The 23321-nt window shown below is 74.2% G+C and carries 22 protein-coding genes; 9 read left to right on the plus strand and 13 right to left on the minus strand.

The features are described from left to right. Positions 1 to 20: 20 nt before the first annotated feature. Positions 21 to 1172 carry a sensor histidine kinase gene (locus ACK8HX_RS06870; protein ID WP_411939934.1) on the minus strand — a complete coding sequence of 384 codons (1152 nt, stop codon included), beginning with the start codon at positions 1170 to 1172 and terminating at the stop codon, positions 21 to 23. Continuing rightward, positions 1165 to 1824, minus strand: coding sequence for a winged helix-turn-helix domain-containing protein (locus ACK8HX_RS06875; RefSeq protein ID WP_411940334.1), 660 nt, complete (start codon positions 1822 to 1824; stop codon positions 1165 to 1167). Before ACK8HX_RS06875 ends, ACK8HX_RS06870 begins: the two co-directional genes overlap by 8 nt. A gap of 242 nt (positions 1825 to 2066) precedes the next feature. On the opposite strand from ACK8HX_RS06875, the gene ACK8HX_RS06880 reads away from it, so the two are divergent. Next, positions 2067 to 2312, plus strand: coding sequence for an SHOCT domain-containing protein (locus tag ACK8HX_RS06880; protein ID WP_411939935.1), 246 nt, complete (start codon positions 2067 to 2069; stop codon positions 2310 to 2312). A 6-nt stretch (positions 2313 to 2318) separates the two neighbouring features. Then, positions 2319 to 3809 carry a multicopper oxidase family protein gene (locus ACK8HX_RS06885; RefSeq protein WP_411939936.1) on the plus strand — a complete coding sequence of 497 codons (1491 nt, stop codon included), beginning with the start codon at positions 2319 to 2321 and terminating at the stop codon, positions 3807 to 3809. Between the two features lie 19 nt (positions 3810 to 3828). On the opposite strand, the gene ACK8HX_RS06890 is transcribed toward ACK8HX_RS06885, so the two are convergent. The 4 genes from ACK8HX_RS06890 to ACK8HX_RS06905 form a co-directional block, all read right to left on the minus strand. Further along, entirely contained in the window at positions 3829 to 5166 is a 1338-nt protein-coding gene (locus tag ACK8HX_RS06890) for a phenylacetate--CoA ligase family protein (RefSeq protein WP_411939937.1), read from the minus strand. Between the two features lie 202 nt (positions 5167 to 5368). After that, entirely contained in the window at positions 5369 to 6169 is an 801-nt protein-coding gene (locus tag ACK8HX_RS06895; RefSeq protein WP_411939938.1) for a sulfite exporter TauE/SafE family protein, read from the minus strand. A gap of 16 nt (positions 6170 to 6185) precedes the next feature. Continuing rightward, the gene (locus ACK8HX_RS06900) at positions 6186 to 6365 is read right to left on the minus strand and encodes a hypothetical protein (RefSeq protein WP_411939939.1); all 180 of its coding nucleotides are present in this window, start codon (positions 6363 to 6365) and stop codon (positions 6186 to 6188) included. Positions 6366 to 6407: 42 nt separating this feature from the next. After that, entirely contained in the window at positions 6408 to 7802 is a 1395-nt protein-coding gene (locus ACK8HX_RS06905; RefSeq protein ID WP_411939940.1) for an MBL fold metallo-hydrolase, read from the minus strand. A 198-nt stretch (positions 7803 to 8000) separates the two neighbouring features. Between ACK8HX_RS06905 and ACK8HX_RS06910 the strand changes: the two genes are divergently transcribed. Next, positions 8001 to 8267: a metal-sensitive transcriptional regulator gene (locus ACK8HX_RS06910; RefSeq protein WP_411939941.1), complete on the plus strand. Its 267-nt coding sequence runs from the start codon at positions 8001 to 8003 to the stop codon at positions 8265 to 8267. A gap of 46 nt (positions 8268 to 8313) precedes the next feature. On the opposite strand, the gene ACK8HX_RS06915 is transcribed toward ACK8HX_RS06910, so the two are convergent. The 4 genes from ACK8HX_RS06915 to ACK8HX_RS06930 all read right to left on the minus strand — a co-directional run bounded on the left by ACK8HX_RS06915 (position 8314) and on the right by ACK8HX_RS06930 (position 12440). Beyond that, a complete protein-coding gene (locus ACK8HX_RS06915) occupies positions 8314 to 8523 on the minus strand; it encodes a heavy-metal-associated domain-containing protein (RefSeq protein ID WP_411939942.1) in 210 nt (69 codons plus the stop codon). An 88-nt stretch (positions 8524 to 8611) separates the two neighbouring features. Further along, positions 8612 to 9298 (minus strand): hypothetical protein, encoded by a 687-nt coding sequence (locus ACK8HX_RS06920; protein ID WP_411939943.1) that lies wholly within the window; start codon positions 9296 to 9298, stop codon positions 8612 to 8614. Between the two features lie 123 nt (positions 9299 to 9421). Beyond that, a complete protein-coding gene (locus tag ACK8HX_RS06925; protein WP_411939944.1) occupies positions 9422 to 11713 on the minus strand; it encodes a hypothetical protein in 2292 nt (763 codons plus the stop codon). A 55-nt stretch (positions 11714 to 11768) separates the two neighbouring features. Continuing rightward, positions 11769 to 12440 carry a peptidoglycan-binding protein gene (locus ACK8HX_RS06930; RefSeq protein WP_411939945.1) on the minus strand — a complete coding sequence of 224 codons (672 nt, stop codon included), beginning with the start codon at positions 12438 to 12440 and terminating at the stop codon, positions 11769 to 11771. Between the two features lie 462 nt (positions 12441 to 12902). Here ACK8HX_RS06930 and ACK8HX_RS06935 point away from each other — a divergent pair, with 462 nt between their 5' ends. The 4 genes from ACK8HX_RS06935 to ACK8HX_RS06950 all read left to right on the plus strand — a co-directional run bounded on the left by ACK8HX_RS06935 (position 12903) and on the right by ACK8HX_RS06950 (position 16828). After that, on the plus strand, positions 12903 to 13985 hold the full coding sequence (locus tag ACK8HX_RS06935) for an isopenicillin N synthase family dioxygenase (protein WP_411939946.1): 1083 nt from the start codon (positions 12903 to 12905) through the stop codon (positions 13983 to 13985). A 195-nt stretch (positions 13986 to 14180) separates the two neighbouring features. After that, positions 14181 to 15137, plus strand: a complete 957-nt coding sequence (locus ACK8HX_RS06940) for a MetQ/NlpA family ABC transporter substrate-binding protein (protein WP_411939947.1) — start codon at positions 14181 to 14183, stop codon at positions 15135 to 15137. Between the two features lie 3 nt (positions 15138 to 15140). Next, positions 15141 to 16136, plus strand: coding sequence for a methionine ABC transporter ATP-binding protein (locus ACK8HX_RS06945; protein WP_411939948.1), 996 nt, complete (start codon positions 15141 to 15143; stop codon positions 16134 to 16136). Beyond that, complete coding sequence (locus ACK8HX_RS06950; protein WP_411939949.1) at positions 16133 to 16828, plus strand: methionine ABC transporter permease; 696 nt, start codon at positions 16133 to 16135, stop codon at positions 16826 to 16828. The genes ACK8HX_RS06945 and ACK8HX_RS06950 overlap by 4 nt, the downstream gene beginning before the upstream one ends. 180 nt (positions 16829 to 17008) lie before the next feature. Here ACK8HX_RS06950 and ACK8HX_RS06955 read toward each other — a convergent pair whose 3' ends face one another. Further along, positions 17009 to 18808, minus strand: a complete 1800-nt coding sequence (locus ACK8HX_RS06955) for an ABC transporter ATP-binding protein (RefSeq protein ID WP_411939950.1) — start codon at positions 18806 to 18808, stop codon at positions 17009 to 17011. A 53-nt stretch (positions 18809 to 18861) separates the two neighbouring features. After that, positions 18862 to 19767 carry a transposase gene (locus ACK8HX_RS06960; RefSeq protein ID WP_411939951.1) on the minus strand — a complete coding sequence of 302 codons (906 nt, stop codon included), beginning with the start codon at positions 19765 to 19767 and terminating at the stop codon, positions 18862 to 18864. Between the two features lie 211 nt (positions 19768 to 19978). Between ACK8HX_RS06960 and ACK8HX_RS06965 the strand changes: the two genes are divergently transcribed. Together ACK8HX_RS06965 and ACK8HX_RS06970 are read left to right on the plus strand one after the other, a co-directional pair. Beyond that, positions 19979 to 20269, plus strand: a complete 291-nt coding sequence (locus tag ACK8HX_RS06965; RefSeq protein ID WP_411939952.1) for a DUF4193 family protein — start codon at positions 19979 to 19981, stop codon at positions 20267 to 20269. A gap of 79 nt (positions 20270 to 20348) precedes the next feature. After that, positions 20349 to 22244 (plus strand): GAF domain-containing SpoIIE family protein phosphatase, encoded by a 1896-nt coding sequence (locus tag ACK8HX_RS06970; RefSeq protein ID WP_411939953.1) that lies wholly within the window; start codon positions 20349 to 20351, stop codon positions 22242 to 22244. Here the strand turns inward: ACK8HX_RS06970 and xylA are convergent. Next, positions 22143 to 23321 (minus strand): xylose isomerase, encoded by a 1179-nt coding sequence (gene xylA, locus ACK8HX_RS06975; RefSeq protein ID WP_411939954.1) that lies wholly within the window; start codon positions 23319 to 23321, stop codon positions 22143 to 22145. The two genes, ACK8HX_RS06970 and xylA, sit on opposite strands and share 102 nt — an antisense overlap.

The raw sequence follows: 23321 nt of genomic DNA on the forward strand, positions 1-23321 counted from the left end.
GTGGCTCCTTCCGGCGCGGGTCAGGTCGTCGGCGAGCCGGGGGCCACGGGGAGGCGGATCGTGAAGGTGGCGCCGGTGCCCGGGCCGTCGCTGCGGGCGGACAGGCCCCCGCCGTGGGCCTCGACCAGGGCGCGGCTGATGGTGAGCCCGATCCCGCTGCCCCCGGGGCTGCGGCTGCGAGCGGGGTCGGCCCGGTAGAAGCGCTCGAACACGTGCGGCAGGTGCTCGGGGGCGATTCCGGCCCCGGTGTCACGGACCTCGACCGCGACCCACCGCGGGTCGGGTCGTGATGCGCTGACCTCGACGAGCCCGCCCTCCGGCGTGTGGTTGAGGGCGTTGTCGAGCAGGTTGTCGACCACCTGCGCCATCCGCTGGGCGTCGACCGTGACGAGGGGGAGGCGCGGCGTCGTGGACACGGTGAGGCGCACCCCCTTGGCGGCATAGGCGCTGGCGGCTCCGGCGACGGCCGCCGCGAGGAGGTCGTCGAGCGACACCGGGACGGGACGCAGGTCGAGGTGGGCCTCCTCCGCCCGCGAGACCGACCGGATGTCGTCGGCCAGCCGCTGGAGGCGCCGCGTCCCACCGTGGAGGACCGCCAGGGTCGGCTCGTCGAGCTCGCGCACGCCGTCCTCGACGGCTTCGAGGTGGGCCTCGATCGTCGCGATCGGGGTGCGCATCTCGTGGGCGAGGTCGGTGAGGATGCGGCGCCTCGTCGTCTCGACGTCCTCGAGGCGGGCGGCCAGGTCGTTGATCGTGTCGGTGAGGTGGTCGAACTCCGACCCCAGTCCCGGGCTGAGGATCCTCGTCGAGTAGCGCCCCTCGGTGATCCGGCTGGCGGCGTCGACGACGGCGGCGGTCGAGCGCTGGATGCGCCGGGTGAACCACCAGGTGACGACGAGCGCGAGGAGGACGGCCGCGAACAGCGCGACACCGAGCGCGATGATGAGCGAGTCGGCGAAGGCCTCGTCGACGTGGGTGGTCTCCGCCGCCGTGTGCTCGACGCCCGCCTGCTGGAGGTGGTCGTGGAAGATGCTCGGGGCGACGACCGAGGCGACGACCCACGTCGTCGCCGCGCCCGCCACGAGCACGAGGGTCTGGGCGGCGAGCAGCCGCGGCGCCACTCCCGAGCGCGCCGAGCGTGCCGGGGCCGCGGTGCCGGACACCTCACCCACCGGTGCCCATCCGGTACCCGACGCCGCGCACCGTGCGGATGAAGCGCTGCTCCTGCGCGTCGTCGCCGAGCTTGCGCCGCAGGTGCCCCACGTGGACGTCGACGAGGTGGTCGTCGCCCACCCAGTTCTCGTCCCACACCGCGTTGATGAGCTGACGACGGGTGAACACCCGCTCCGGGTGTCGTGCGAGCGCCTCCAGCACGTCGAACTCGGTGCGGGTCAACGGGATCGGCTCGTCGCCGAGCCAGACCTCGCGGGCGGCGGGACTGAGCCGCAGGAGGCCGAACCGGCGGGTGTCCGACGGCTCGCCGGACTGTGTCCCCAGCGGCCGTGGCCGGCGCAGCATGGCGCGCAGCCGGGCCATCAGCTCGCGGGGGCTGAAGGGCTTGGTGAGGTAGTCGTCGGCGCCCACGCCGAGACCGACCAGCGTGTCGACCTCGTCGTTGCGGGCGGTCACCATGACGACGTAGGCGTCCGAGAAGGTCCGCAGCCGGCGACACACCTCGATCCCGTCGAGCCCGGGCAGGCCGACGTCGAGGACCACCACGTCGGGGTCCACCTCTCGGGCGAGGTCGACGGCGGTCAGGCCGTCCCCGGTCAGGCGGACCTCGTACCCCTCCCGCTCGAGGTAGCTGCCGATGAGGGCGGCCATCGGCTCCTCGTCCTCGACCACGAGCGCCCGGACACCGCGATGGCCGCCCGCACCGTCGGGCGCCCCCCGCGTGGCCGACCGGCTCTCCCGTTCCATGACGCCATCGTGACACCGCTCCGACCCGCGGCACCCCCCTCCCGGTGGCAGTGCGCCCTTCTTCAGCGAACCTTCATCGAACGCGGGGGCCAACAACCGGGCGCCACGGCCACCGTGGGGTCACCGACACAAGAGAGGTGATCCTGATGATGTGGAGCAACGGGATGGGTTGGGGCGGATGGCTGCTCATGGCCCTGACCACGATCGGCTTCTGGGCCCTCGTCGTCTTCGGTGTCGTCGCCCTGTTCCGGGGGACGCGCCCGGGCCGGCCCGACGACCCGGACGGCCGCGGCCACCGGGCGGAGCAGATCCTCGACGAGCGGTTCGCCCGCGGCGAGATCGACGCCGACGAGTACCGCGCCCGTCAGTCGGCGCTGCACGCGAGGCGCTGAGCCGCCGTGGCTGCGCGCCACCTCGTCGACCGGCGGACCGCCCTCCTCGGCTCGGCCGCCGGGCTGCTGGGCCTGGCCGGGGTGAGCGGCTGCGGCGTGTCCGGGAGCCCGGTGGGCGCCACCTCGGGCGCCGTGCGCACCGCCGAGGCGGCGCGCCGCCGTGCCGGGCAGCGGGTCGTCTCCGCGACGCTCACCGCCCGGCCGGCCACGCTCGACCTCGGGGGGCGCGTGGTGCAGACCTGGGCCTACGGCGACACGCTGCCCGGGCCGGTGCTGCGGGCCCGCGCCGGTGACCTCCTGCGGGTGCGCGTCGACAACGCGCTCCCCGTGGAGACGAGCGTCCACTGGCACGGGATCGCGCTGCGCAACGACATGGACGGGGTGCCCGGCATGACGCAGGACCCGATCGCGGGGGGAGCCCGGTTCCTCCACGAGTTCACCGTCCCCGACCCCGGCACGTACTTCTACCACCCGCACACCGGCGTCCAGCTGGACCGGGGGCTGTACGGCGCACTCGTCGTCGAGGACCCGGCCGAGGCCGGTGGGTACGACGAGGAGTGGGTCCTCGTCCTCGACGACTGGGTCGACGGGACCGGCCGAACCCCCGACGGGGTGCTCGACGGCCTGCGGGCCGGCTCGGCCGAGCGTGGTCACCCGGGCATGGGGCACGGCTCGATGGGGATGGGTGGGGGCATGATGACCGCCACGCTCGGGGGCGCCGGGGACGTCGACTACCCGTACTACCTCGCCAACGGCCGGCTGCCGTCGGCACCGGACGTCCTGACCGCCCGTCCCGGGCAGCGGCTGCGGATCCGTCTGGTCAACGCCGGTGCGGACACCGCGTTCCGGGTGGCGCTGGCCGGCCACTCGCTCACCGTCACCCACAGCGACGGCTTCGCCGTCCGGCCGCAGGACACCGACGCCCTGCTGGTCGGGATGGGGGAGCGGTACGACATCGCGGTGACGCTCGGCGACGGCGTCTTCCCGTTCGTCGCGGTGGCCGAGGGCAAGTCCGGGTCGGCGAGGTCCCTGGTCCGTACGAGCGGTGGCAGCGTCCCACCCGAGTCGCTGCGGCCCGGTGAGCTGGACGGGCGCCTGCTGTCCGGCACGGACCTCGTCGCGGACGAGGGCGTCCGCCTCACCCGGCGGTCGGTGGACCGCAGCCACGACCTCGTCCTCGCCGGCTCGATGGCGCCCTACCGCTGGACCATCAACGGCGACACCTTCGAGGACGCGGCGCCGCTGGCGGTCCGCGCCGGTGAACGGGTCCGGCTGCGTCTGCGCAACGCCTCGATGATGTTCCACCCGGTCCACGTGCACGGCCACACCTTCGCCCTCGCGACCGGTGGTGCGCGCAAGGACACGGTCGTGGTCCGTCCGATGGACGCCGTCGACGTCGAGCTCGACGCCACCAACCCCGGGCAGTGGGCCGCCCACTGCCACAACGTCTACCACGCGGAGAGCGGGATGATGACGACGCTCTCCTACCGCACCTGACCCCCGCCGCAGCGGTGGATCACCGCGGTCGTGCGGCCCGGATCAGCGGGACCTTGCCGAGGGGTGTCCGCGCCAGCCGCTCCACCCGGTGCACCCGGACCTCCTGGTCCGCGGCGCCGGCGCGCGTCAGCGCGACGCGGAGTGCCCGGCCGAGCACCGGCCCCTCGGCCGGGGCGAGCCCGGTGACGCGCACCGTGAGGCCGTCGTCCTCCTGGGCCACCTGCCAGCCGGTGAGGTCCACGGTGTCCATGACCGCGTGGAAGACCGCCGGCTGCACGAGGACCTCGGCGCCGCCCGGTGCCGGCAACCGCAGCGCATCCTCCTCGCGCCCCTGGATCCCGTCGATGCGCGTGAAGGCGCGTCCGCACGGGCAGGGCGCGTCGTCGGCGGTGAGGCGCACGCTGTCCGTGAGCTCGTACCTGATGAGGGGGAGGGTGCGGGAGCCCAGCACGCTGACCAGCACCTTGTGGCCGTAGCTCCCGCGGTCGACCGGCTCGTCCCGGTCGTCGACGTTCTCGACGACGACCAGGTCCTCGAACAGGTGCAGACCGCGGTGTGCCTCGCACTCCGCGCCGATGCCCGCGGTCTCGGTGGCGGCGTAGACGTCGAACGGCGCACTGCCCCAGGCTGTCTCGATGGCGCGCCTGCCTCCGTCGCCGAGGACCTCGGAGGCGCTGAACACGGCGGCCGGAGTGATGTGCAGACGGCCGGCCTCCTGCTCGGCCGCGAGGACCCGCAGCATGGAGGCGTACCCGACGAGGACCTCCGGCCGGAAGGAGTCGAGGCGAGCGGTGACCTCGTCCAGCGGTGAGCCCGAGTCGATCCGCAGGGTGGGCAGGAACCGGCTGTCCACGGTCGCGCCGACGAGGGCCGACTGGTGCCACGGGGTGGTCGAGCTCACGACGGCCATCGGCGTGCGGCGGGTCAGCCGTAGCCGCACCCCGCCCCAGGCGTAGGGGCGGCTGTAGGAGGCGAGGACGGCCGCCCACTCCGAGGCCGACCAGGCGAACAGACCGGGGTGCCCGGTGGTCCCGGCGGTCGCGGCGACGTAGTACCGGCCCTCGTAGCGCTCGCCGCCGGCCATGCCGCGGAGGAAGGCCCGGAGGTCGCGCAGGTGGAGGGAGGGGTCGGTGACCACCTCGTCGAAGTGCTCCATGAGGACGGCCTTGGACAGCACCGGCAGCTCGGCGAGGGGCGCGTCCTCGAACCCGCGGTGGAAGCGTCGGTAGAAGGGCGAGTGGTGCAGGGCGTACTGCCGCAGCTCTCGCAGGGCCCGCTCCCGGTGGGCGACGAGACGCTCGCGCGGCCACGGCTCGCGCCGCTGGATCTCGCGCCTCGCGCGGAGGACACGGGCCATGAGGACGGGTCCCACTGCGTTGCCTTCCTCGAGACCGACCTTCCCGCGACGGACCCGCGGCTCGGCCGGTGTCGTCCACTGTCCTCCCCGCGGGCCGTGCGTTCCACGACGATGCGCCGAGGGTTCGGTCACGGCGAGCGGTGCACCTGTCCATCCCGGCGGAGGACGGACGCCCCGGCGGGCACACCGGTGCGCTGACGGCTCACGCGAGGAGGGCGGTGGCCCCGGTGTAGCTCGCCACGAGCACGAGGAGGGCCGCGAAGGCCGAGGTCTGGGCGCGGGCGGGCAGGCGGCCGGCCAGCCGGGCGCCGACCAGGCTGCCGATGACCGCGATCGTGGTGAACGCTGCGAGGAGGGGCCAGTCGACGGTCTGCGCCGACGTGGCGACGCGCGCGGTCAGCGCGGTCGCGGAGTTGACCGCGATGACGAGGAGCGAGGTGCCGACGGCGACCGGGGTGGGGAGGGAGAGGGCCAGGACCAGGGCGGGGACGAGGACGAACCCGCCACCGACGCCGAGGAGGCCGGTGAGCAGCCCGACGACGGTGGCGGTGACGACGACCCGGACGACGCGCGGGCACGCGCAGGTGAGGGGGCGCAGGGTCAGCATCGGCTCGGCCGGCTCGTCGGGGTCCACGGACGACGACGGCGACAGGGCCCGCCGGGCCATGAGGGCGGCGACGACGAGCATGAGGATCGCGAAGAGCAGGAGCAGGACGTCATCGGACGTCCGGGCTCCGAGCGTCGAGCCCGCTACCGACCCCACGGTCCCGACCAGTCCGAAGGTCAGGCCCTGGCCGAGGCGGACGTTCCCGCGTCGGGCGTGGGGGACGAGGGCGACGAGCGAGGTGGTGCCGACGATGACGAGGGCGCTCGTCGTGGCCTCGTGGGGGCTCTGTCCGACGAGGTGGACCAGGGCCGGGACCGTGAGGATCGCCCCGCCGCCACCGAGGGCACCGATGACGAGCCCGACGACGAGGGCGACGGGGACGGCGAGGACGGTCACGAGGGGGACCGGGTGGTCAGCCGCGGCCGAGGAGTCGCCCCAGCAGCGTCGGCCCGGTGGCGGCGGCGCGCTCGGCATCGGTGTGGCCGGGGCAGCGGTCGGCGCGGGCGACGCCGGCCATGACCTGGTCGACGTGCTGGCCGCAGCCGGCCCAGGTCGTCTTGCCGCAGAGCCGGCACGTGGCAGCTCGGCACATGGGTGGTCCTCCTCGGTCGTGGTGGGTGAGTGGGCTCGGCCGTCAGGCGGCTGAGGTCAGGGGGAGGCCGGAGAGGCGGGCTCGGGCCGTGAAGTCGTCGTCGACGGCGACGACGTGGTGGCCGTGGGCAGCGAGGACGGAGGCGGCGATGGAGGCGCGGTAGCCGCTGGCGCAGTGCACCCACACCTCACCGGCCGGGACCTCGTCGAGCCGGGCCAGGATCTCGTGGACGGGGATGTTGACGGCGCCGGCGATGTGCGACTCCTCGTGCTCGGACTCGCGCCGGACGTCGAGGACGACCACCCGCCGGTGGTGGCGCACCTGCGCGAGGTCGGCGAAGTCCGCGCGCTCGAGGCGGCCCAGCGGTCCCTCGGTCCACTCCTCGGGCGACCCGGTGGCCGCGCCCTCGAGGTGGTCGATGCCGATGCGGACGAGCTCGCGCTGGGCCTCGGCCACCTGCGCGGGGCTCTCGCCGAGGAGGGTGAGGGGTGTTCCCCAGGGGATGAGCCAGCCGAGGTAGGTCGCGAACTGTCCGTCGACGCCGATGTTCAGGGTGCCGGTCACGTGCCCTGCGGCGAAGGCGGTCCGCGTGCGCAGGTCGACCACCCACTCACCGGCGGCGAGGCTCGCGGCGATGGCGTCGCGGTCGGCCCGCCGCGGCGCGGAGAGGTCGGCCGCGACGGGGCCGGCGGCGTTGGCGGGGGCCATGTGCGCGTAGTACGCGGGGTAGGCCTCGAGGTCGGCGAGGGTCTGCTCGACCCACTCCGACTCCGGCCGGGTGAGCACCGGGTTGGCCCGCCGCTCCGCGCCGATGGTCGAGGACGTGGCCCCGCCGGCCGAGCCCGGGGAGCAGAACGACCCGAACCCGTGGGTGGGGAGCACCTCCGCGACGTCGGGCAGCTCGTCGGCGAGGCGGTGGGCGGAGTCGAACTGGTGGTGGACCAGGTCGTGCGTGTGGTCGGGCCCGAGGAGGTCGGGCCGCCCGGTCGTGCCGTACAGGAGGGCGCCGCCGGTGAAGACCGCGACGACGCCCGCCGCCGACTCGAGGGCGTAGGAGAGGTGGGTGAACGTGTGGCCGGGCGTCGCGATGGCCCGGACCGCCAGGGTCGGGGAGACGTCGACGGTGTCACCGTCACGGACCGGGGTGCGCTCGAAGGCGACGTCGTCGTCGGCGTTGACGTGGTACGCGGCGCCCGTGCTCCGCGCGAGGGCGAGGCCGCCCGTCACGTAGTCGTTGTGGAGGTGGGTCTCGAAGACGTGCGTGATCCGAACCCCCTGCTCCGCGGCGAGGGCGAGGACGCGGTCGATGTCACGCTGCGGGTCGACGACGAGGGCGACGGTGCCGTCGTGGGCGAGGTAGGAGCGGTCGCCCAGTGACGGTGTGTCGATGGCGATGACGACCGGCTCGGTCGGGGTCGGCGCGTGCGTGGTCGTCATGCGGGATCCCTTCGACGGAACTGCCTCGTCGGCGTCGGGGCCGGGGCCGGGCAGCGATTGATACTCGGGGGGGTATCGCATACAGTGACCGTAATACACCCGGGGGTATCCCCGTCAAATCGAGCCGTACCCACCTCGCGACGGGCGTGACCGTCGCCTGACCACGCCCGGCACCGCCGTCCGAAGGGAACCCGACCCATGGTCGTCCTCGCCGCCACCGACATGGCGCCCGTCGTCAACCGGCTCCGCCGCGCCCAGGGGCAGATCGGCGGGGTCGTCCGCCTCATCGAGGAGGGGCGCGACTGCCGGGAGGTCGTGCACCAGCTCGTGGCCGCCAAGAAGGCCCTCGACCGTGCGGGCTTCGCCGTCGTCTCCTCCGGCCTGCGGGGCTGCGCCGCGTCCCCGGACGGGATGACCGACGAGGACGCCGCGACCCTCGAGAAGCTGTTCCTCTCCCTGGCCTGACGCCGCGGGCGGTCGACCTCGCCCTCGCCCTCTGGCGGACCGCGCGTCAGGCGAGCCGGTAGCCGGCCTCCTCGACCGCGGACCGGACCTCGTCGAGCTCCAGCGCCTCGGCGCTCGTCACCGTGACGGCGCCGGTGGGCACGTCGACGGACACGTCGGTGACGCCGGGGAGGGCGCCCACCTCCTCGCTCACCGAGGCTGCGCAGTGGCCGCACGTCATCCCCGTGACGGCGTAGGTGGTGGTGACGGCGGACATGCGGACCTCCGGGTCGTGGCTCGTGGGCTGAGTCGTCCATCATACCCCTGTGGGGTATGAACGGGGACCCGGAGGTGCGGCGTGAGGGTCAGGGCCCGCCGGTGGCGGCCGGCCGGGCCTTGCCCGGTCCGGTCGCAGGTGCCAGTGCCTGGTCGCCCTGGCTGCCCTGGCCGCCGGTCCCCGGGCACGACGTCGGCGCCGCGGTGGTCGAGGCCTGGGCGGCGGCACACGTCGTCGTCGGCGACGTCACGGACGGCTCGGGCTGCGTGGGTGCGGCGGCCGGCTGCTCTGTGGGGGGCGGCTCGGGGGCCGACGGCTCCTGGGCGGTGACGACCTCGCCCCCGACCGCGCTGCCCGGGGGAGCGGGGCGGTCGGGAAGGGCCGACCCGAGGTCCGTGCCCGACGAGTCGTCCGTCGAGGTGTCCGCCGCGGTCGGACCCGTGGGTGCCGGCACCGGGACGTCGGGCCGCGTCGGGTCGGTCGGAGCCGGCCGGGTCACGCCCTCGGCGAGGAGGACGCCCGCGGCGACCCGCTGCCCCTCGTCGGCCTGCGCCAGCTGCTGGTCGCGCCGGTCGTAGAACTCGACGGTGCACTGCCGGGCGTCCCGGGGGGTCTGCGCGCGGCTCAGGCAATCGACGAAGAGGTCCTCGTTGAGGCGGGCCTCCGTGCGGCCGGCAGACCACTGCCACCCCGCGACCGCGATGAGGGCGGCGAGGGCGGCGAGCATCATCCCCACCCGGACGACGAGTGGGCGCCCCCTGAGCGCCACCATCATGTGCCGAGGGTAGTTCCCCGACCTTCCTCCCGTCAGCAGGCCGGGGCGGGTCGCGAGCCGGTCAGCGGGCCCGCGGCCTCCTCACCGTCGGCGGAAGGGTCGCTCGCCGTGAGCCGCACGGCCTCACGGTGACGTCGACGGCTCCGGCACTGCGGACGGCTCGGGTGCGGGCGAGGGTGACCCGCTGGGTTCCGGCGACGGCTCGGGCTCAGGAGGAGCGGAGGGTGACGGCTCCGGTGCAGGCGGGTCGGCCGACGTCGAGGGCGTCGGCACCTCGCCGTCGCTGCTCGTCGGCGCGGGCCCGGCGGGCGCCGTGCCCGACGGGGACGGGCTGGGCGACGGCGTCGACGGCGCCCCCGGGCTGACGCCGACGGCCTCGAGGATGAGGGTCTCGTACGACGTGAGCCGAGCCCGGATCTCCGACAGGGAGAGGCCCTCGATCGAGGCGCCGAAGGCCGCGATCTCGGCCCACAACGCCTCGAGGCGCTGGCGTGCCGCGGCATCGAGCTCGCCGGGGACGGTGATGACGAGCTGCTGCGCGAGGGCGACGGTCACGCACGCGATGCAGGCGTAGTTGACCGCGGCCGAGAGGTTCTGCGGGACGACGACGTCGGCCGATCCGACGATGAGGACGACCTGGAAGGCCACCGCCACGGTCTGGCACCCGGTGCAGCTGGCGAAGGCGTAGGCCTCGTTCGTGTTGAGGACGGTGTCGTCCTCGGCCCAGACGAGGGCGAGGGCCACGTCGTAGAGGGTGCCCCCGTCGGTCGTGTTGACGGCGAGGGCCTGGTTGTCGCCGTCCTCCGGAGGCAGCGGCCGGTCGAACGGGAAGACCCACGTGGGCAGGGCCCCCTCGGTCCCTCCGTCCTGGGGGACGAGGACGACCGACAGCGCCGGCTCGGCCGAGGTGGGCAGTTCGCCCTCGGCCGGCCACAGGGTGGTCGCGTGGCTCGTCCGACCTTCGACGAGACCCTCGGGGGTCGCGCGGGTCAGGGCGGGGACGGCGTCGCGGAGGGAGCCGCGCTCGTAGGCCTCGATGGGCCGGTAGGCGCCGGAGTTCGGCCACCAGGCCCACGCGAGCCCTGCCACCAGGGCTGCCGCGAGCACGCCGGCGAGGGCCCGACCGGCGGGCCGGCCCTCGGTGCGCCGCCACGTGCGGGTCGCCACCTGACGGACCGCGCGGACGAGGAGCAGCAGGGTCGCCAACACCGGGAAGGCGATCGCGATGACGCCGAGCACGCGCGCCGACGTGCCGAGGACGTCGCCCTCGGCGAACCGGTCGGAGAGCAGGACCCACTGCTCGGACAGGCCCGAGGCCGCCGTGGCGAGCACGCGGGGGAGCGAGACGACCATGAGCAGCACGGTCGCGACGAGCACGGGCACGACGACGAGGACCCAGACCGTCACGACGGCCCGCGCCCACGGCTTGAGGACCGTCGCTTCGGGCGAGCCCCAGCGCCACGGCAGCAACGAGGCGAGGGTCGGTCCGATCCGGTGGTAGAGGTCGGGGACGCCGGTGAGGTCGGCGAGGACGTGGTAGCCGTCGAAGCGGACGAGCGGAGCGAGCTGGCGCACCATCTGGAGGACCTGGGTGGCGATGACGAGGAGGACGGCGTCCCAGCCGGTTCCGAACCAGACGCCGAACATCACCAGGGCGACGATCGCGTTGAAGTACAGGCCCCCGAGGTCGGTGCGGACCCGTCCGGCGCGGCCGAGTCGGTAGCTGTCGGTGACGTCGGTGTAGAAGGCGGGCCACACGAGGTAGATGCCGGCGCCCATGGCCCCCGGCCGGGCACCCCCGTACCGCGCGGCGGCCGCGTGGCCGAACTCGTGGAAGCCCGCCGAGAGCACGGTCACGGCGAAGACCGTGAGGAGCAGCGCGGGCTGGTGGAACGCGTCGTGTGCGGCCGAGGCGAGCCCCTTCTCGACGAGCACCCAGGCACACACGGCGAGGAAGGCCAGCGTCACGAGGACGACGACGGCCGGCGCGAAGAGGACCGCGAACGGGGTGGTGAGCCGGCGGGTGGCGTCCTCGTCGGTGACGACGTAGCGCATCCGCAGTGCGAGAAGGGGGTTCGAGCGCTTGAGCTCGGGCTCGCTGCCGTCGGCCCGGCGCAGGAGGCCCAGCTCGCGCAGGCGCCCGACGAGGGTCTCGACGTTGTCGGCGCTGACCGCACGCCCCGTGGAACGAGTGAGCTCGTCGGCCACGGCGCCCGGCGTGCGGTGCCCGTCGACGGCCTCCAGGGCGGCGTAGAGGAGCGGAGTCAGCTGGATCGTCTGGCCGTCAGCGCGGCGCACCAGCGAAGGCGGCTCGCGGTAGCCCGAGCCGGGGACCTCACCGATGAGGACGAGGCCGTCGGCGCGCGCCGGGGCCCCCGTGGGGGGCGTGGGCGTGCCGGCGGGGGCAGGGGCCACGGCCCCCGCCCCCGCCACGGCACCACCGGCCCCGGAGAGGTCCTTCACCGGCTGGTCACTGCTGGATGTCGGACGTCTGCTCGGTGGTGGCGCTGGCGTCGGCGTCGATGTCCTGGGTGATGATCGCGTCCTGCTGGGCGATCGCGACCGCGTCCGAGTCGACGGATGCGACGTTGGCCGCCACGGCTGCGTCGATGGGTGCGGCGACGTTGGCGTTCGCGGCGACGGCACCCGCGACGGGCGCGGCCAGGTCGAGGTCGGCGGCCAGGTCGACGTCGACGTCGAGGAGGTCGCCGTCGAGGACCGAGCCGGTGTCGCTGGGGTCGGTGGGCTCGATGGGCGTGCCCCCGGTGTCGGTGCCCCCGGTGTCGGTGCCCCCGGTGTCGGTACCCCCGGTGGTCGGCTCGCCGGCCTGGTCGATCGTGCTGTCCTGCTGGCCGTGGGCCACGGCCTCCCCGGTGATCCCCTGGTCGATGATGACGCCCTGGTCGGCCATCGCCTGGGCCTGCGACCCCACGGACAGGACGTTGGCGCCGACGGCCGCGTCGATGGGGGCCGCGACGTTCGCGTTGGCCGCGACTGCGAGGTCGATCGGCGCGGCCGCGTCGAGCCCGAGGTCGAGGTCGGCGTTGAGGTCGAGGAGGCTGATGACCTCCTTGTCGGGGAGTGCGGTGCCGCCCTCGAGGGCCAGTTCCTCGTCGGTGAGCGGAGTCGGGTCGTCGACCATCGGTGGTGCTCCTGTTCTTCCGGGCGCGAACAGCCGGTCGGCCCCCGCGAGAGTGTGTGGCTGAGCAGCCCACAGTAGGGGTCCAGGCCTCTGACCTGCGGATTGGTGACGGGGCAATCTCGGGGGCCAGCGACCGGCAGGCCCGCAGCGGCCCACGGCTCATGGCCGTGGCTGCCGCCCGTCAGCCACCGTGATATAACTTCCACTTATGCAGAGCCAAAGCACTGGTGAGGTATCCGGTCGCCGTCGTGCCATCCGGACCCTCATGCGCGCCTGCTGTCCCGAGTCCTGTCGCCGGTCCTGACACCGGCGGGGTGGCGCTCTCTCGCGCTCGCCCCCGGACCCGCCCGGCGCCGATGCGCGTCCGGCCCCCGGCCGCCTCCGCGGCACCGACCGGCACCGTCGCCGGACCCGAGCGGGCCTCCCGGCCCCCAGCGCCTCCCTGACCGACAAGGACTCCTCGTGACCGCCACCGCCTCACGCCCCGGACCACCCCGGGCCGTCGCCGCACGCACCCTCCCCCTCGTCGACCTCGAGGCCGCCGGCCGCTCCGCCGCCGAGCGCGCCGACACCCTCGACCGGCTCCGTGGTGCCGCGCACGAGCTCGGCTTCTTCTCCGTCGCCGGCCACGGCATCCCCCGCGCCGTGGAGGCCGACCTCCTCGCCGCCACGCGCACCTTCTTCGCCCTGCCCGAGGACGAGCGTCGCCGCATCTCGAACCTGCGCTCACCCCACTTCCGCGGCTACACGAGCCTGGCGACCGAGCACACCCTCGGGAAGCCCGACGAGCGCGAGCAGCTCGACATCGGCGACGAACGCGACGCCATCGCCCTCGGTCCCGACGACCCTCCCCACCTCCGGCTCGTCGGGCCGAACCAGTGGCCCGAGCGGGTGCCCGAGCTGCGTCCTGCCGTGCTGCGCTACCAGGCCGAGGCCGGTCGGGTCGCGCGGACCGTCCTGGCCCTCCTCGCCGAGGCGCTGGGTGCCGACGCGGGCTGGTTCGACCGCTGGTTCGACGACGAGGCCGTGACGACGACCAAGCTCGTCCGCTACCCGGCACCGCCCGTCGGTCTCGCACCGGCCGACGCGGGCCAGGGCGTCGGGGCGCACAAGGACTACGGCTGGCTCGCCCTCGTCCTCCAGGACGAGCACCAGGGGCTGGAGGTCCGCGCCGACGACGGCGGGTGGATCGAGGCGACGCCGGTGCCGGGCACCCTCGTCGTCAACGTCGGCGAGGCCCTCGAGGTCGCGACGGGCGGCTACCTGCGGGCCAACGTCCACCGCGTCGTCGCCCCCCGCGACGGGGCCGACCGCTACTCGGTGCCCTTCTTCCTCGCGCCGCGCTACTCCGCGGCGGTCCCGCCGATCGCCCTGCCCGCCGAGCTCGCGGCCCGGGCCCGCGGCGTCGAGCAGGACCCCGCGAACCCCATCTACGCCGAGTACGGCCGCAAGGCCCTCGTCGGGTGGCTCCGTTCGCACCCCGAGGTGGCCCGTCGCCACCACGCCGACCTCCTCGAGGACCCGCAGTGGAACCCCACCGCGTGACCGCCGTGTCCGCCCGGGGGCGCCGATGTCCGAGGCGGTGCGCCCCGGCGCCGGCACCACCCCGGCCGCCGGGCCCCACCGCGCGTCCCTGACCGACCCCCCGCACCACCACCCGTTCCGTCCCGCACCGACGCGGTCACCGCACCGGTCGCCCCGCCGTGCCCGCACGGCCCACACACACAGAGAGAGAAACCCATGTCCGAGAACGAGACCCACCCCGGGTCCACCGCCACGATCCCGCCGAGCGGCGGGGCCTCCCTCACCGAGCTCGAGCCCGAGGGCCGCGGCAACCGCACGAAGGTCGTCATCGCCGTCGTGGCCGTCATCGCCGTCGTCGCGGCCGCCCTCCTCGTCTGGCGGCCCTGGTCGTCCGGCGAGCCCTCGAAGTACAGCGCCGCCGATGCCCCGCTGCGCGTGTTCGCCTCCGTCACACCGCACGCCGAGATCCTGAAGTACGTCAACGACGAGCTCGCCGAGGGCGAGTTCGAGCTGCAGGTCATCGAGGAGACCGACGGCGTCAACGGCAACGACGTCGTCGAGAACGGCGACGCCGACGTCAGCTACTTCCAGCACGTGCCCTACCTCGAGTCCGACAGCGCCGACAAGGGCTACACCGACCTCGAGGTCGGCGCGACCGTCCACGTCGAGCCCTACGGCATCTACTCCGAGAAGGTCACCGATCTCACGCAGGTCCCCGACGGCGGCCTCGTGCTCCTGTCGAACAACGTGAGCAACGTGGCCCGCGGCCTCTACCTCCTCCAGGAGGCGGGCCTCATCACCCTCCCGTACCAGTTCGGCGACACCTCCGCCGCGGCGCTGAAGATCACCGAGGCCGACATCGTGTCGAACCCGAGGAACCTCGAGTTCCGCCAGGTCGAGCCGGCGCAGATCCCGCGCTCGCTCCCCGACGCGGCCCTCGGCCTCGTCAACGGCAACGTCGCGCTCGAGGCGGGCCTGAAGCCTGCCGAGGACGCGCTGCTGCTGGAGAAGGCGGCCGGCAACCCGTACGCCAACATCCTCACGGTCCCGACCGCGCTGAAGGACGACCCTCGGGTCACCGCGCTCGCGCAGATCCTCGAGGGCCCCGAGGTCGCCGCGTTCATCGACAGGACCTACCCGGGCTCGGTCATCCCGGTCGCCGGAGGCAACTGACCGATGTTCCGCACCGAGGATCTCGTCAAGACGTTCGGCGACGGACCCGAACGGGTCGAGGCGCTCAAGGGGATCACCCTCGACATCCCCGAGGGTGAGGTGTTCGGCATCGTCGGTCACTCCGGCGCCGGCAAGAGCACCCTGATCCGCTGCCTCAACCTGCTCGAACGGCCCACGTCGGGGCGGGTCCTCCTCGACGAGGTGGAGCTCACCGGCCTTCCCGCCGGTGAGCTCCGCCGCCGTCGGCAGAAGATCGGGATGATCTTCCAGCACTTCCACCTGTTCGAGTCGCGGACCGTGCTGGGGAACGTCGCGTTCCCCCTCGAGCTGCGTGGCATCGACCGTCGCCGGCGCGAGGCACGGGCCCGCGAGATCCTCGAGATCGTCGGCCTCGCCGACCGCGCCGACGAGCACCCCTCGCGGCTGTCCGGGGGGATGAAGCAGCGGGTCGGCATCGCCCGGGCCCTCGCCGGGTCGCCGCGCGTCCTCCTCTGCGACGAGGCGACCTCGGCCCTCGACACGCGCACGGCCCAGCAGATCCTCGGGCTGCTGCGCGAGGTCAACGAGGCGTTCGGCGTCACCGTCGTCCTCATCACGCACGACATGGAGGTCGTCCGGTCGGCCTGCGGGTCGGCGGCGCTGCTCGCCGAGGGGCAGATCGTCGAGTCCGGCCGGCTCACCGACCTCGCGCTCGACACCGGCTCGGCACTCGGGCGCCTCCTGCTGCCGCTGCGCGGCGCCCCGGTCGAGCAGGGCGAGACGCACCTGCTCCTCACCGTCGCCGACGTGGCGCACGGCTCGGCCGCCCTCTCCCGCCTGGCTCGCGACCTCGACGTCGACGTGACGATCCGTGCGGGGTCCATCGAGCGCATCTCCGCCCAGGACGTCGGCCGCTTCCAGGTCGCCCTCGAACCGCGACCCGACCGGGGCACGCCGGCCACCGACGCGGTGGTGCGCTACCTGTCGGACCAGGGCGTCCGGACGGAGGTGCTCGCGTGAGCGCCTCGGCCCCCACCCTGTCCGCCGCCGACGGGTCGTTCTCCGAGTACGTGCCGATCCTCTGGCAGGCGCTCGGCGAGACCGTCTACATGGTCGCGATCGCCGCCGTCCTCACCTTCGCCCTCGGGCTGCTCATCGGCATCGCCCTCTACGTCTCCGCGCCGGACGGGCTGCTCCCCAACCGGTGGGTCAACCTCCCCCTCGGGCTGCTCGTCAACATCAGCCGCTCGCTGCCCTTCCTCATCCTCCTCATCGTGCTGATCCCCGTGACGAGGGCGATCGTCGGCACCTCGCTCGGCGCGACCGCCGCCATCGTCCCCCTCACCGCGGGGACCGCGCCGTTCTTCGGCCGGGTCGTCGAGACCGCGCTCCGCGAGATCGACCGGGGCCGGATCGAGGCGGCGCAGGCGATGGGCGCGACGCACCTGGACGTCATCGCGAAGGTCCTCCTGCCGGAGGCGCTCCCAGCCCTCCTCGCCGGTGTGACCCTCACGCTCGTCATGTTCGTCGACTACTCCGCGATGGCCGGCGCGATCGGTGCGGGCGGCCTCGGCACGGTGGCGATCAAGTACGGCTACCAGCGGTTCAACACCGAGCTGATGCTCGCGACGGTCGTCGTCCTCATCGCCATCGTCCAGGCGATCCAGCTGGGCGGCGAGGCGGTCGTCCGCAAGGTGGCCCGCCGCCGCTGACCCGCGCTCGCCACGGATGCCCGCACCTCACCCGGGGTGACGTCGCGACCTACCGCCTGGTAGAGGTCGCGATCGCGACACCGACCAGGCGGTAGGTCGCGGCAGAGGGCGTGATGGACGCCCGCCCGGGCGCCCGGGGGGCCGGGGGGTCGGAGGGGCGGAGGCCGGGACGAGGCCCGGTCAGGTGGGGGCGGCCTCGCCGGTCTGGACCGCCCACAGCCCGGCGTAGGTCCCGCCGAGGGCGACGAGCTCGTCGTGGGTCCCCGCCTCGGCGACGCGCCCGTCGTCGAGGACCCAGATCCGGTCCGCGTGCCGCACGGTGGACAGGCGGTGGGCGACGACGAGGGCAGTGCGTCCGCGCGTGGCCTCGCGCAGCGAGCGCTGGATGGCCGCCTCGGTCTCGTTGTCGACCGCGCTCGTCGCCTCGTCGAGGACGAGCACCGCGGGCTCGCGGATCAGCGCGCGGGCGAGGGCGAGCCGCTGGCGCTGACCACCGGAGAGCGTGACGCCGCGCTCCCCGACGCGGGCGTCGAGCCCGCCTGGCAGCCGGTCGACGACCTCGGTCGCGGCGGAGTGGTCGGCCGCCCGCAGCACCTCGGCGTCGGTCGCACCCTGCCGCCCGTACGCGATGTTCTCGCGCACCGTGCCCGCGAACAGGTGCACGTCCTGGGCGACGTACCCGATGGCTCCGCGCAGCGAGGACCACGTGAGCGTCCTCAGGTCGTGGCCGCCGACGCGGACCTCACCGGAGCGCGGGTCGTCGAACCGCAGCAGCAGCCGGAGCAGGGTGGACTTCCCCGCCCCCGTGGACCCGACGACCGCGTGCGTCTCGCTGCCGGGCACGACGAGGTCGATGCCGTGGAGGACGTCGGGCCCAGCGCCGTACCCCGCTCTCACGGAACGGAACTCGACACCCATGGGCGTGCCGGAGCGGGGCAGCTCGAGCTCGCCCTCCCGGGTCTCGACGGGCTCGGCCAGCAGGCGGAGGATCCGCGCCGTCGAGGCCCGGCCCCGCTGGTAGAGGTCGAGCACCTCGGCGACGTCGGTGAGGGGCCACAGCAACCGCTGGGTCATGAAGACGAGCACCGAGTAGAGCCCCACGGCGAGGTCGCCGTCGAGGACCCGGAACCCGCCGACGAGGAGGGTGCACGTGAAGCCGGCGAGGATCGCCATCCGGACCAGGGGGACGAAGGCGGCGGAGGACCGGATGGCGGTGACGTTGGCCTCGCGGTAGCGCGACGACGCCTCGGCTACCCGTGACGCCTCGACCCGCTCCGCGGCGAAGGCCTTGATCGTCGCCAGTCCGGACAGGTTCGCGCTCAGCACCCCGGACAGCGACGCGACCGCCTCGCGGACCCGGTGGTACAGCGGCTCGAGGCGCCGTTGGTAGCGCAACGAGGCGACGATGATGACGGGGATCGGCACGAAGGCGAGGACGAGCAGCTGCCACGACGCGACCGCGAAGACGATGCCGACGATGACGATGTTGAGGAAGGTCTGCCAGATCGCCGGGACGCCGACGTCGAGGAGCCGCTCGAGCTGGTTGACGTCGTCGTTGACCGTGGCCAGGGTCGCCCCCTGGGCCCGGGACTCGTGCCAGCCGAGGTCGAGGCGCTGGGCGTGCTCGTAGGCGTCGACCCTCAGGTCGTGCTCGACCGACTGGGAGAGGCCCCGGAACAGCAGGGCCGCGACATACTCGCTCGCCGACTCGACGACCCACACGACGGCGTTGGCCACGGCCAGCCAGACCAGCTGGGTGTAGCGCGACTCGACGCCGAGGACCGCCGCGACGAACGAGTCGGACCCGCGGACGACGACGTCGACGGCCGCACCGATGAGCAGCTCGGGGACGACGTCGGCGACCTTGTTGACGGCCGACATCGCGACGGCAAGGGCGAACCGACCACGGTAGCGGCGGTACCGGTGCCACAGGGCCGCCAGCGGGCGGGTCTCGGGCGGGTCAGGGGTGGGCGGTCGCACGGACGGTCCTCTCGTCGGTGGGGCGGCTCGCCCCAGGACAGGATGCCCTCACCTCACGGGCTCAGGGCGGTGTCGACGGCCGCCCGCGCCTCGGCCTCCGCTGCCCGCGCCCGTTCGACGGCACCGGCCGCCGCCTCGACCGCTCCCTCGGCGGCGGCCTCCTCGGCGACGGCCGTGGCGAGCGCCGTGTCGGTGGCCCGCAGCGCTCGTGCCAGCTCGTCCCGGCGGGCCTCGAGCTCGAGCCGGGCCGTGCGGGTCCGTGTCGCCGCCCGCGCCGCTGCGGCCGCCTCGTCCTCCGCCGCGGCCCGGGCGTCGCGGGCGGCGCCCAGCTCCGCGCGGGCGGCGGCGACCACGGCCCGGTGCGCGGCCGCGGGGTCGTCGGAGGGCGCGCGCGAGCCGCCCGAGCCGGCCGAGGCGTCCGAGCCGGACACCGCGCTGAGCCGTGGTGGGACGGCCCCGGGCACGGCGAGCACCGTCGTGAGGTCGACCGGGTCGAGACCGGTCGAGGAGAACGTCTCGACGACCAGGCCGGTGAGGAGGGCGGCCCCGGCGCCCTCGTCGACCATCCCGGAGCGCAGCGACTCCTCGACCGCCGCGAGGGTGGCCGCAGGGACGCGCTGCCCCTCGTCGCGGGCGAGGGCCGCCCCGGACGCCGCCACCGCGCGCGTCAGGTCGCGGCGCTGCCGGTCGAGGGCGCGCAGCTCGTCGGCGCCGAGCACGCCCATCGCTTCGCGCAGCCGGGCGCCGAGCTCGACGACCGCGCCGACGTCCTCCGGGCGCTCGCGGGCGAGGAGGTTGAGCACCCACGCCCCCGCGGACGGTCTGCGCAGGCGCCTGACCTCGTCGGCGAGTGGCCGCTCGCCCGATGCCCGGGCCTGCGCGGCACGCTCGTTGCGGGCCGCGGTGAACTCCTGCGGGGCGAGCGCGTACAGGTCGCGCGCGACGCCCTCGAGGTCCATCGGGCCATTGTGCCCACCGGGCACGCGGCCACCGGAGGGAACACGAACGGTTCGGTCGCCGTTGGGTGGGTACGACGCCGAGGTGCGCCCTCCCCCAAGGGTGCCGGCACGGTTCGGCCGACAGATGAGACAAACCTTTGACACGGCCCGCTGACCTCGACATACTCAGCACCCCCGGGCCCCGGCCCCATCCTTGGACGAGAGGCAGCAGATGGCCACCGACTACGACGCCCCGCGACTCCGGGAGGGCGAGGAGGACAAGGCCGAGAGCCTCGAGGAGCTGCGGTCGACGGGCGCGCGCACCGCGGTCGACCTGCTCGAGGAGGACACCGAGGCCGTCGACGGGCACACCCTGCCGGGCGCCGACCTGTCCGGCCTCCAGCTCGAGGTCACGGTGCTCCCGCGCCAGGCCGACGAGTTCTCGTGCATCAGCTGCTTCCTGCTCTGCCACCGCTCACAGGAGTCCAAGCCCGGCACCGGGGTCTGCCGCGACTGCGCCTGACCGACGCGCCCGGTGGTGACGCAGCGCATCGTCCGACCGGACTACTGACACCCCGGTACTGACCTGCAAGGATCCATGGGTGAGCGAGCCCTTCGGCCGGCGTCAGCCGCGCATGCCCCGACAGGTGGGGGAGAACCTGGCGCAGCTGGCGCGCGTCACGAGCGAGCTGACGACCGCGGGCTCGGTCACCGCCGTCACGAAGATCGTCACGCACCACATGGCCGACGCCCTCGGGGCGACGATCGCGGCCCTCGCCCTCGTCGAGGACGACCACCTCCGCCTCGTCGGCGTGCGGGGCATCGGGGCGCTCGAGGCCTCGGAGTGGCAGGTCATCCCCATGGACCGCGCCTCGACCGTCACGGACGTCGTCCGCACCGGGCAGCGCCTCGTCATCGTGGGTGCCGACGCCATCGCCGCGCGGTACCCCGACCTCCCGAACGCGAGCCGGGGTGAGCGGACCGTGGTGACCGTTCCGCTGCGGGTTGCCGGCCACACCCGCGGGGCCATCCACCTGTCCATCCCCGGGGCCGCCGACCCGCACCCCGCCGAGCTCGAGTTCCTCGACATCCTCGCCGACACGTGTGCGCAGGCGTTCGAGCGGATCGAGGCCTCGGAGGTCGCGGCCAAGCAGACCGCCCGGCTCGCCTTCCTCGCCGAGGCGTCGATCGAGCTCGCCAAGAGCCTGGACCTGTCGGTGACGATCCAGCGGGTCGCGCGCCTCGCCGTCCCCGACTTCGCCGACTGGTGCGCCATCGACGTCGTGCGGGACGGCGCACTGCACCGCCTCGCCGTCGCCCACGTCGACCCGACGAAGGTCGAGCTCGCCATGGCCCTGCACGAACGGTGGCCCCCCGACCCGGACAGCCCGTACGGCGCGATGGAGGTCGTCCGCACCGGACGACCCCTCCTCTTCCCGGACATCACCGATGAGATGCTCCAGCAGGCGGCGCGCGACGAGGAGCACCTCCGGGTCGCGCGCGAGCTGCAGCTGCGCAGCGCGCTCGCCGTCCCGCTCCTCGTGCGGGGACGGGCGATGGGCGTCCTCACCTGGGTGTCGACCGACGAGGGGCGCCGCTACGGCGAGGACGACGTCAGCTTCGCGGAGCACCTGGCCCGCCGCTCGGCGAGCGCACTCGACAACGCCGAGCTGTACAGCCAGACCCGCGCCGTCGCCGAGCAGCTCCAGCGCGCCGTCCTCCCCGAGACCGTGTCGGGCACCGACGTGTGGGAGGTGCACTGCGCGTACCTGCCGTCCGGGCGCACGGACGTCGGCGGTGACTTCTACGACGCCTTCGCCCTCGACGACGGCCGGATGGTCGCGTTCGTCGGGGACGTCATGGGACGCGGCGTCGCCGCAGCGGCGGCGATGGCGGGCATGAGGGCGTCGGTCCGGGCGTTCGCGTCGGTCGACCCCGCCCCCGAGGTCGTGCTGTCGAAGCTCGACGGCATGATCCAGCGGTACGGCACCGAGCAGCTCGTCACCCTCGCGTACCTGCTCGCCGACGGGGAGGCCGACACGATCCACCTGGCCAACGCCGGCCACCTGCCTCCGTGGGTGCTGCGGCGTGACGGGGCGGTGGAGCAGCTGCCCTTCGCCGACGGACCGCCCCTCGGGCTGGCGACGGAGCCGCGGACCGGCACGAGCCTGCCCTTCGCGGCCGGCGACACGATCCTCGTGCTCACCGACGGGCTCGTCGAGCGTCGCGAGGAGGACATCGCGGAAGGCCTGGCCCGGCTCGGGCAGGAGATCCCGCGCCTCGCCGCCGACGACCTCGGGACCGCCCTGGACGAGGTCGTCGCCGCGGTGCGTGACGACCGCTACGACGACGACATCGCCGCCATCGTCCTGCGGCGCGCGACGGGTCCGCGGGCCTCAGCCGACGAGGTGCTCGATCGCGAGCTGGTTGAGCCGGACGAAACCACCGTCGCGGCGGCCGGCCTCGTCGGGGTCGAACCCCTCGTCGGAGGCGCGTAGCGCGGCGACGGTCTCACCGGGACCGAGGGTGGGGGTGGCGAGCTCGGTGACGCCCGCGTGCTCCCACGCCTCCGCCACCCGGGGGTCGGCGCGGAAGGCCGCGGCCTTCTCGGCGAGGAGCAGGTAGGTGGCCATGCAGGCCCTGGCCGACTCCCAGACCCCGTCGAGCCCCTCGGTGCGCGAGGGCTTGTAGTCGAAGTGGCGGGCCCCGGTGTAGCGGGGTGCGCCGGGGGAGCCGGGGAAGCCGTTCTCCAGCAGGTCGACCGTGAAGAAGGCCGAGGCGAGGTCGCCGTGGCCGAAGACGAGGTCCTGGTCGTACTTGATGCCGCGCTGGCCGTTGAGGTCGATGTGGAACAGCTTCTCGCTCCACAGGGCCTGGCCGATGCCGTGGGTGAAGTTCAGCCCCGCCATCTGCTCGTGGCCGACCTCGGGGTTGACGCCGACGATGTCGCCGTGCTCGAGCTCGGCGATGAGGGCGAGGGCGTGCCCCACGGTGGGCAGGAGGATGTCGCCGCGCGGCTCGTTCGGCTTGGGCTCCAGGGCGATCCGCAGGTCGTGGCCCTGCTCCTTGATGTAGGCGGCGACGGTGTCCAGGCCCTCCTTGTAGCGCTCGAAGGCGGCGTGGAGGTCCTTCGACCCGTCGTACTCGGCGCCCTCGCGCCCACCCCACATGACGAAGGTCGTCGCCCCGAGGCGGGCCGCGACGTCGACGGCTCGCAGGATCTTGCGCAGCCCGAAGCGGCGGACCGAGCGGTCGTTCGCCGTGAGGCCGCCGTCCTTGAAGACGGGGTGGCTGAAGGTGTTCGTCGTGACCATCTCGACGACGAGGCCGGCGGCGTCGCAGGCGGCCCTGAGCTTGTCGATCCGGGCGTCCTTGGTCGCCTCGTCGGCGTCGAAGGCGTGGACGTCGTCGTCGTGGAAGGAGATGCCCCAGGCGCCGAGCCCGGCGAGCCGGTCGCTGTACTCCCAGGGGTCGAGGGCCGGGCGGGTCGGGCCGCCGAACGGGTCGGTGCCGGTCCAGCCGACGGTCCACAGGCCGAACGAGAACCGGTCCTCGGGGGTGGGCTGGCGCGTCAT

The sequence above is a fragment of the Oryzobacter faecalis genome (genome assembly GCF_046764005.1).
Taxonomy (GTDB): domain Bacteria; phylum Actinomycetota; class Actinomycetes; order Actinomycetales; family Dermatophilaceae; genus Oryzobacter; species Oryzobacter faecalis.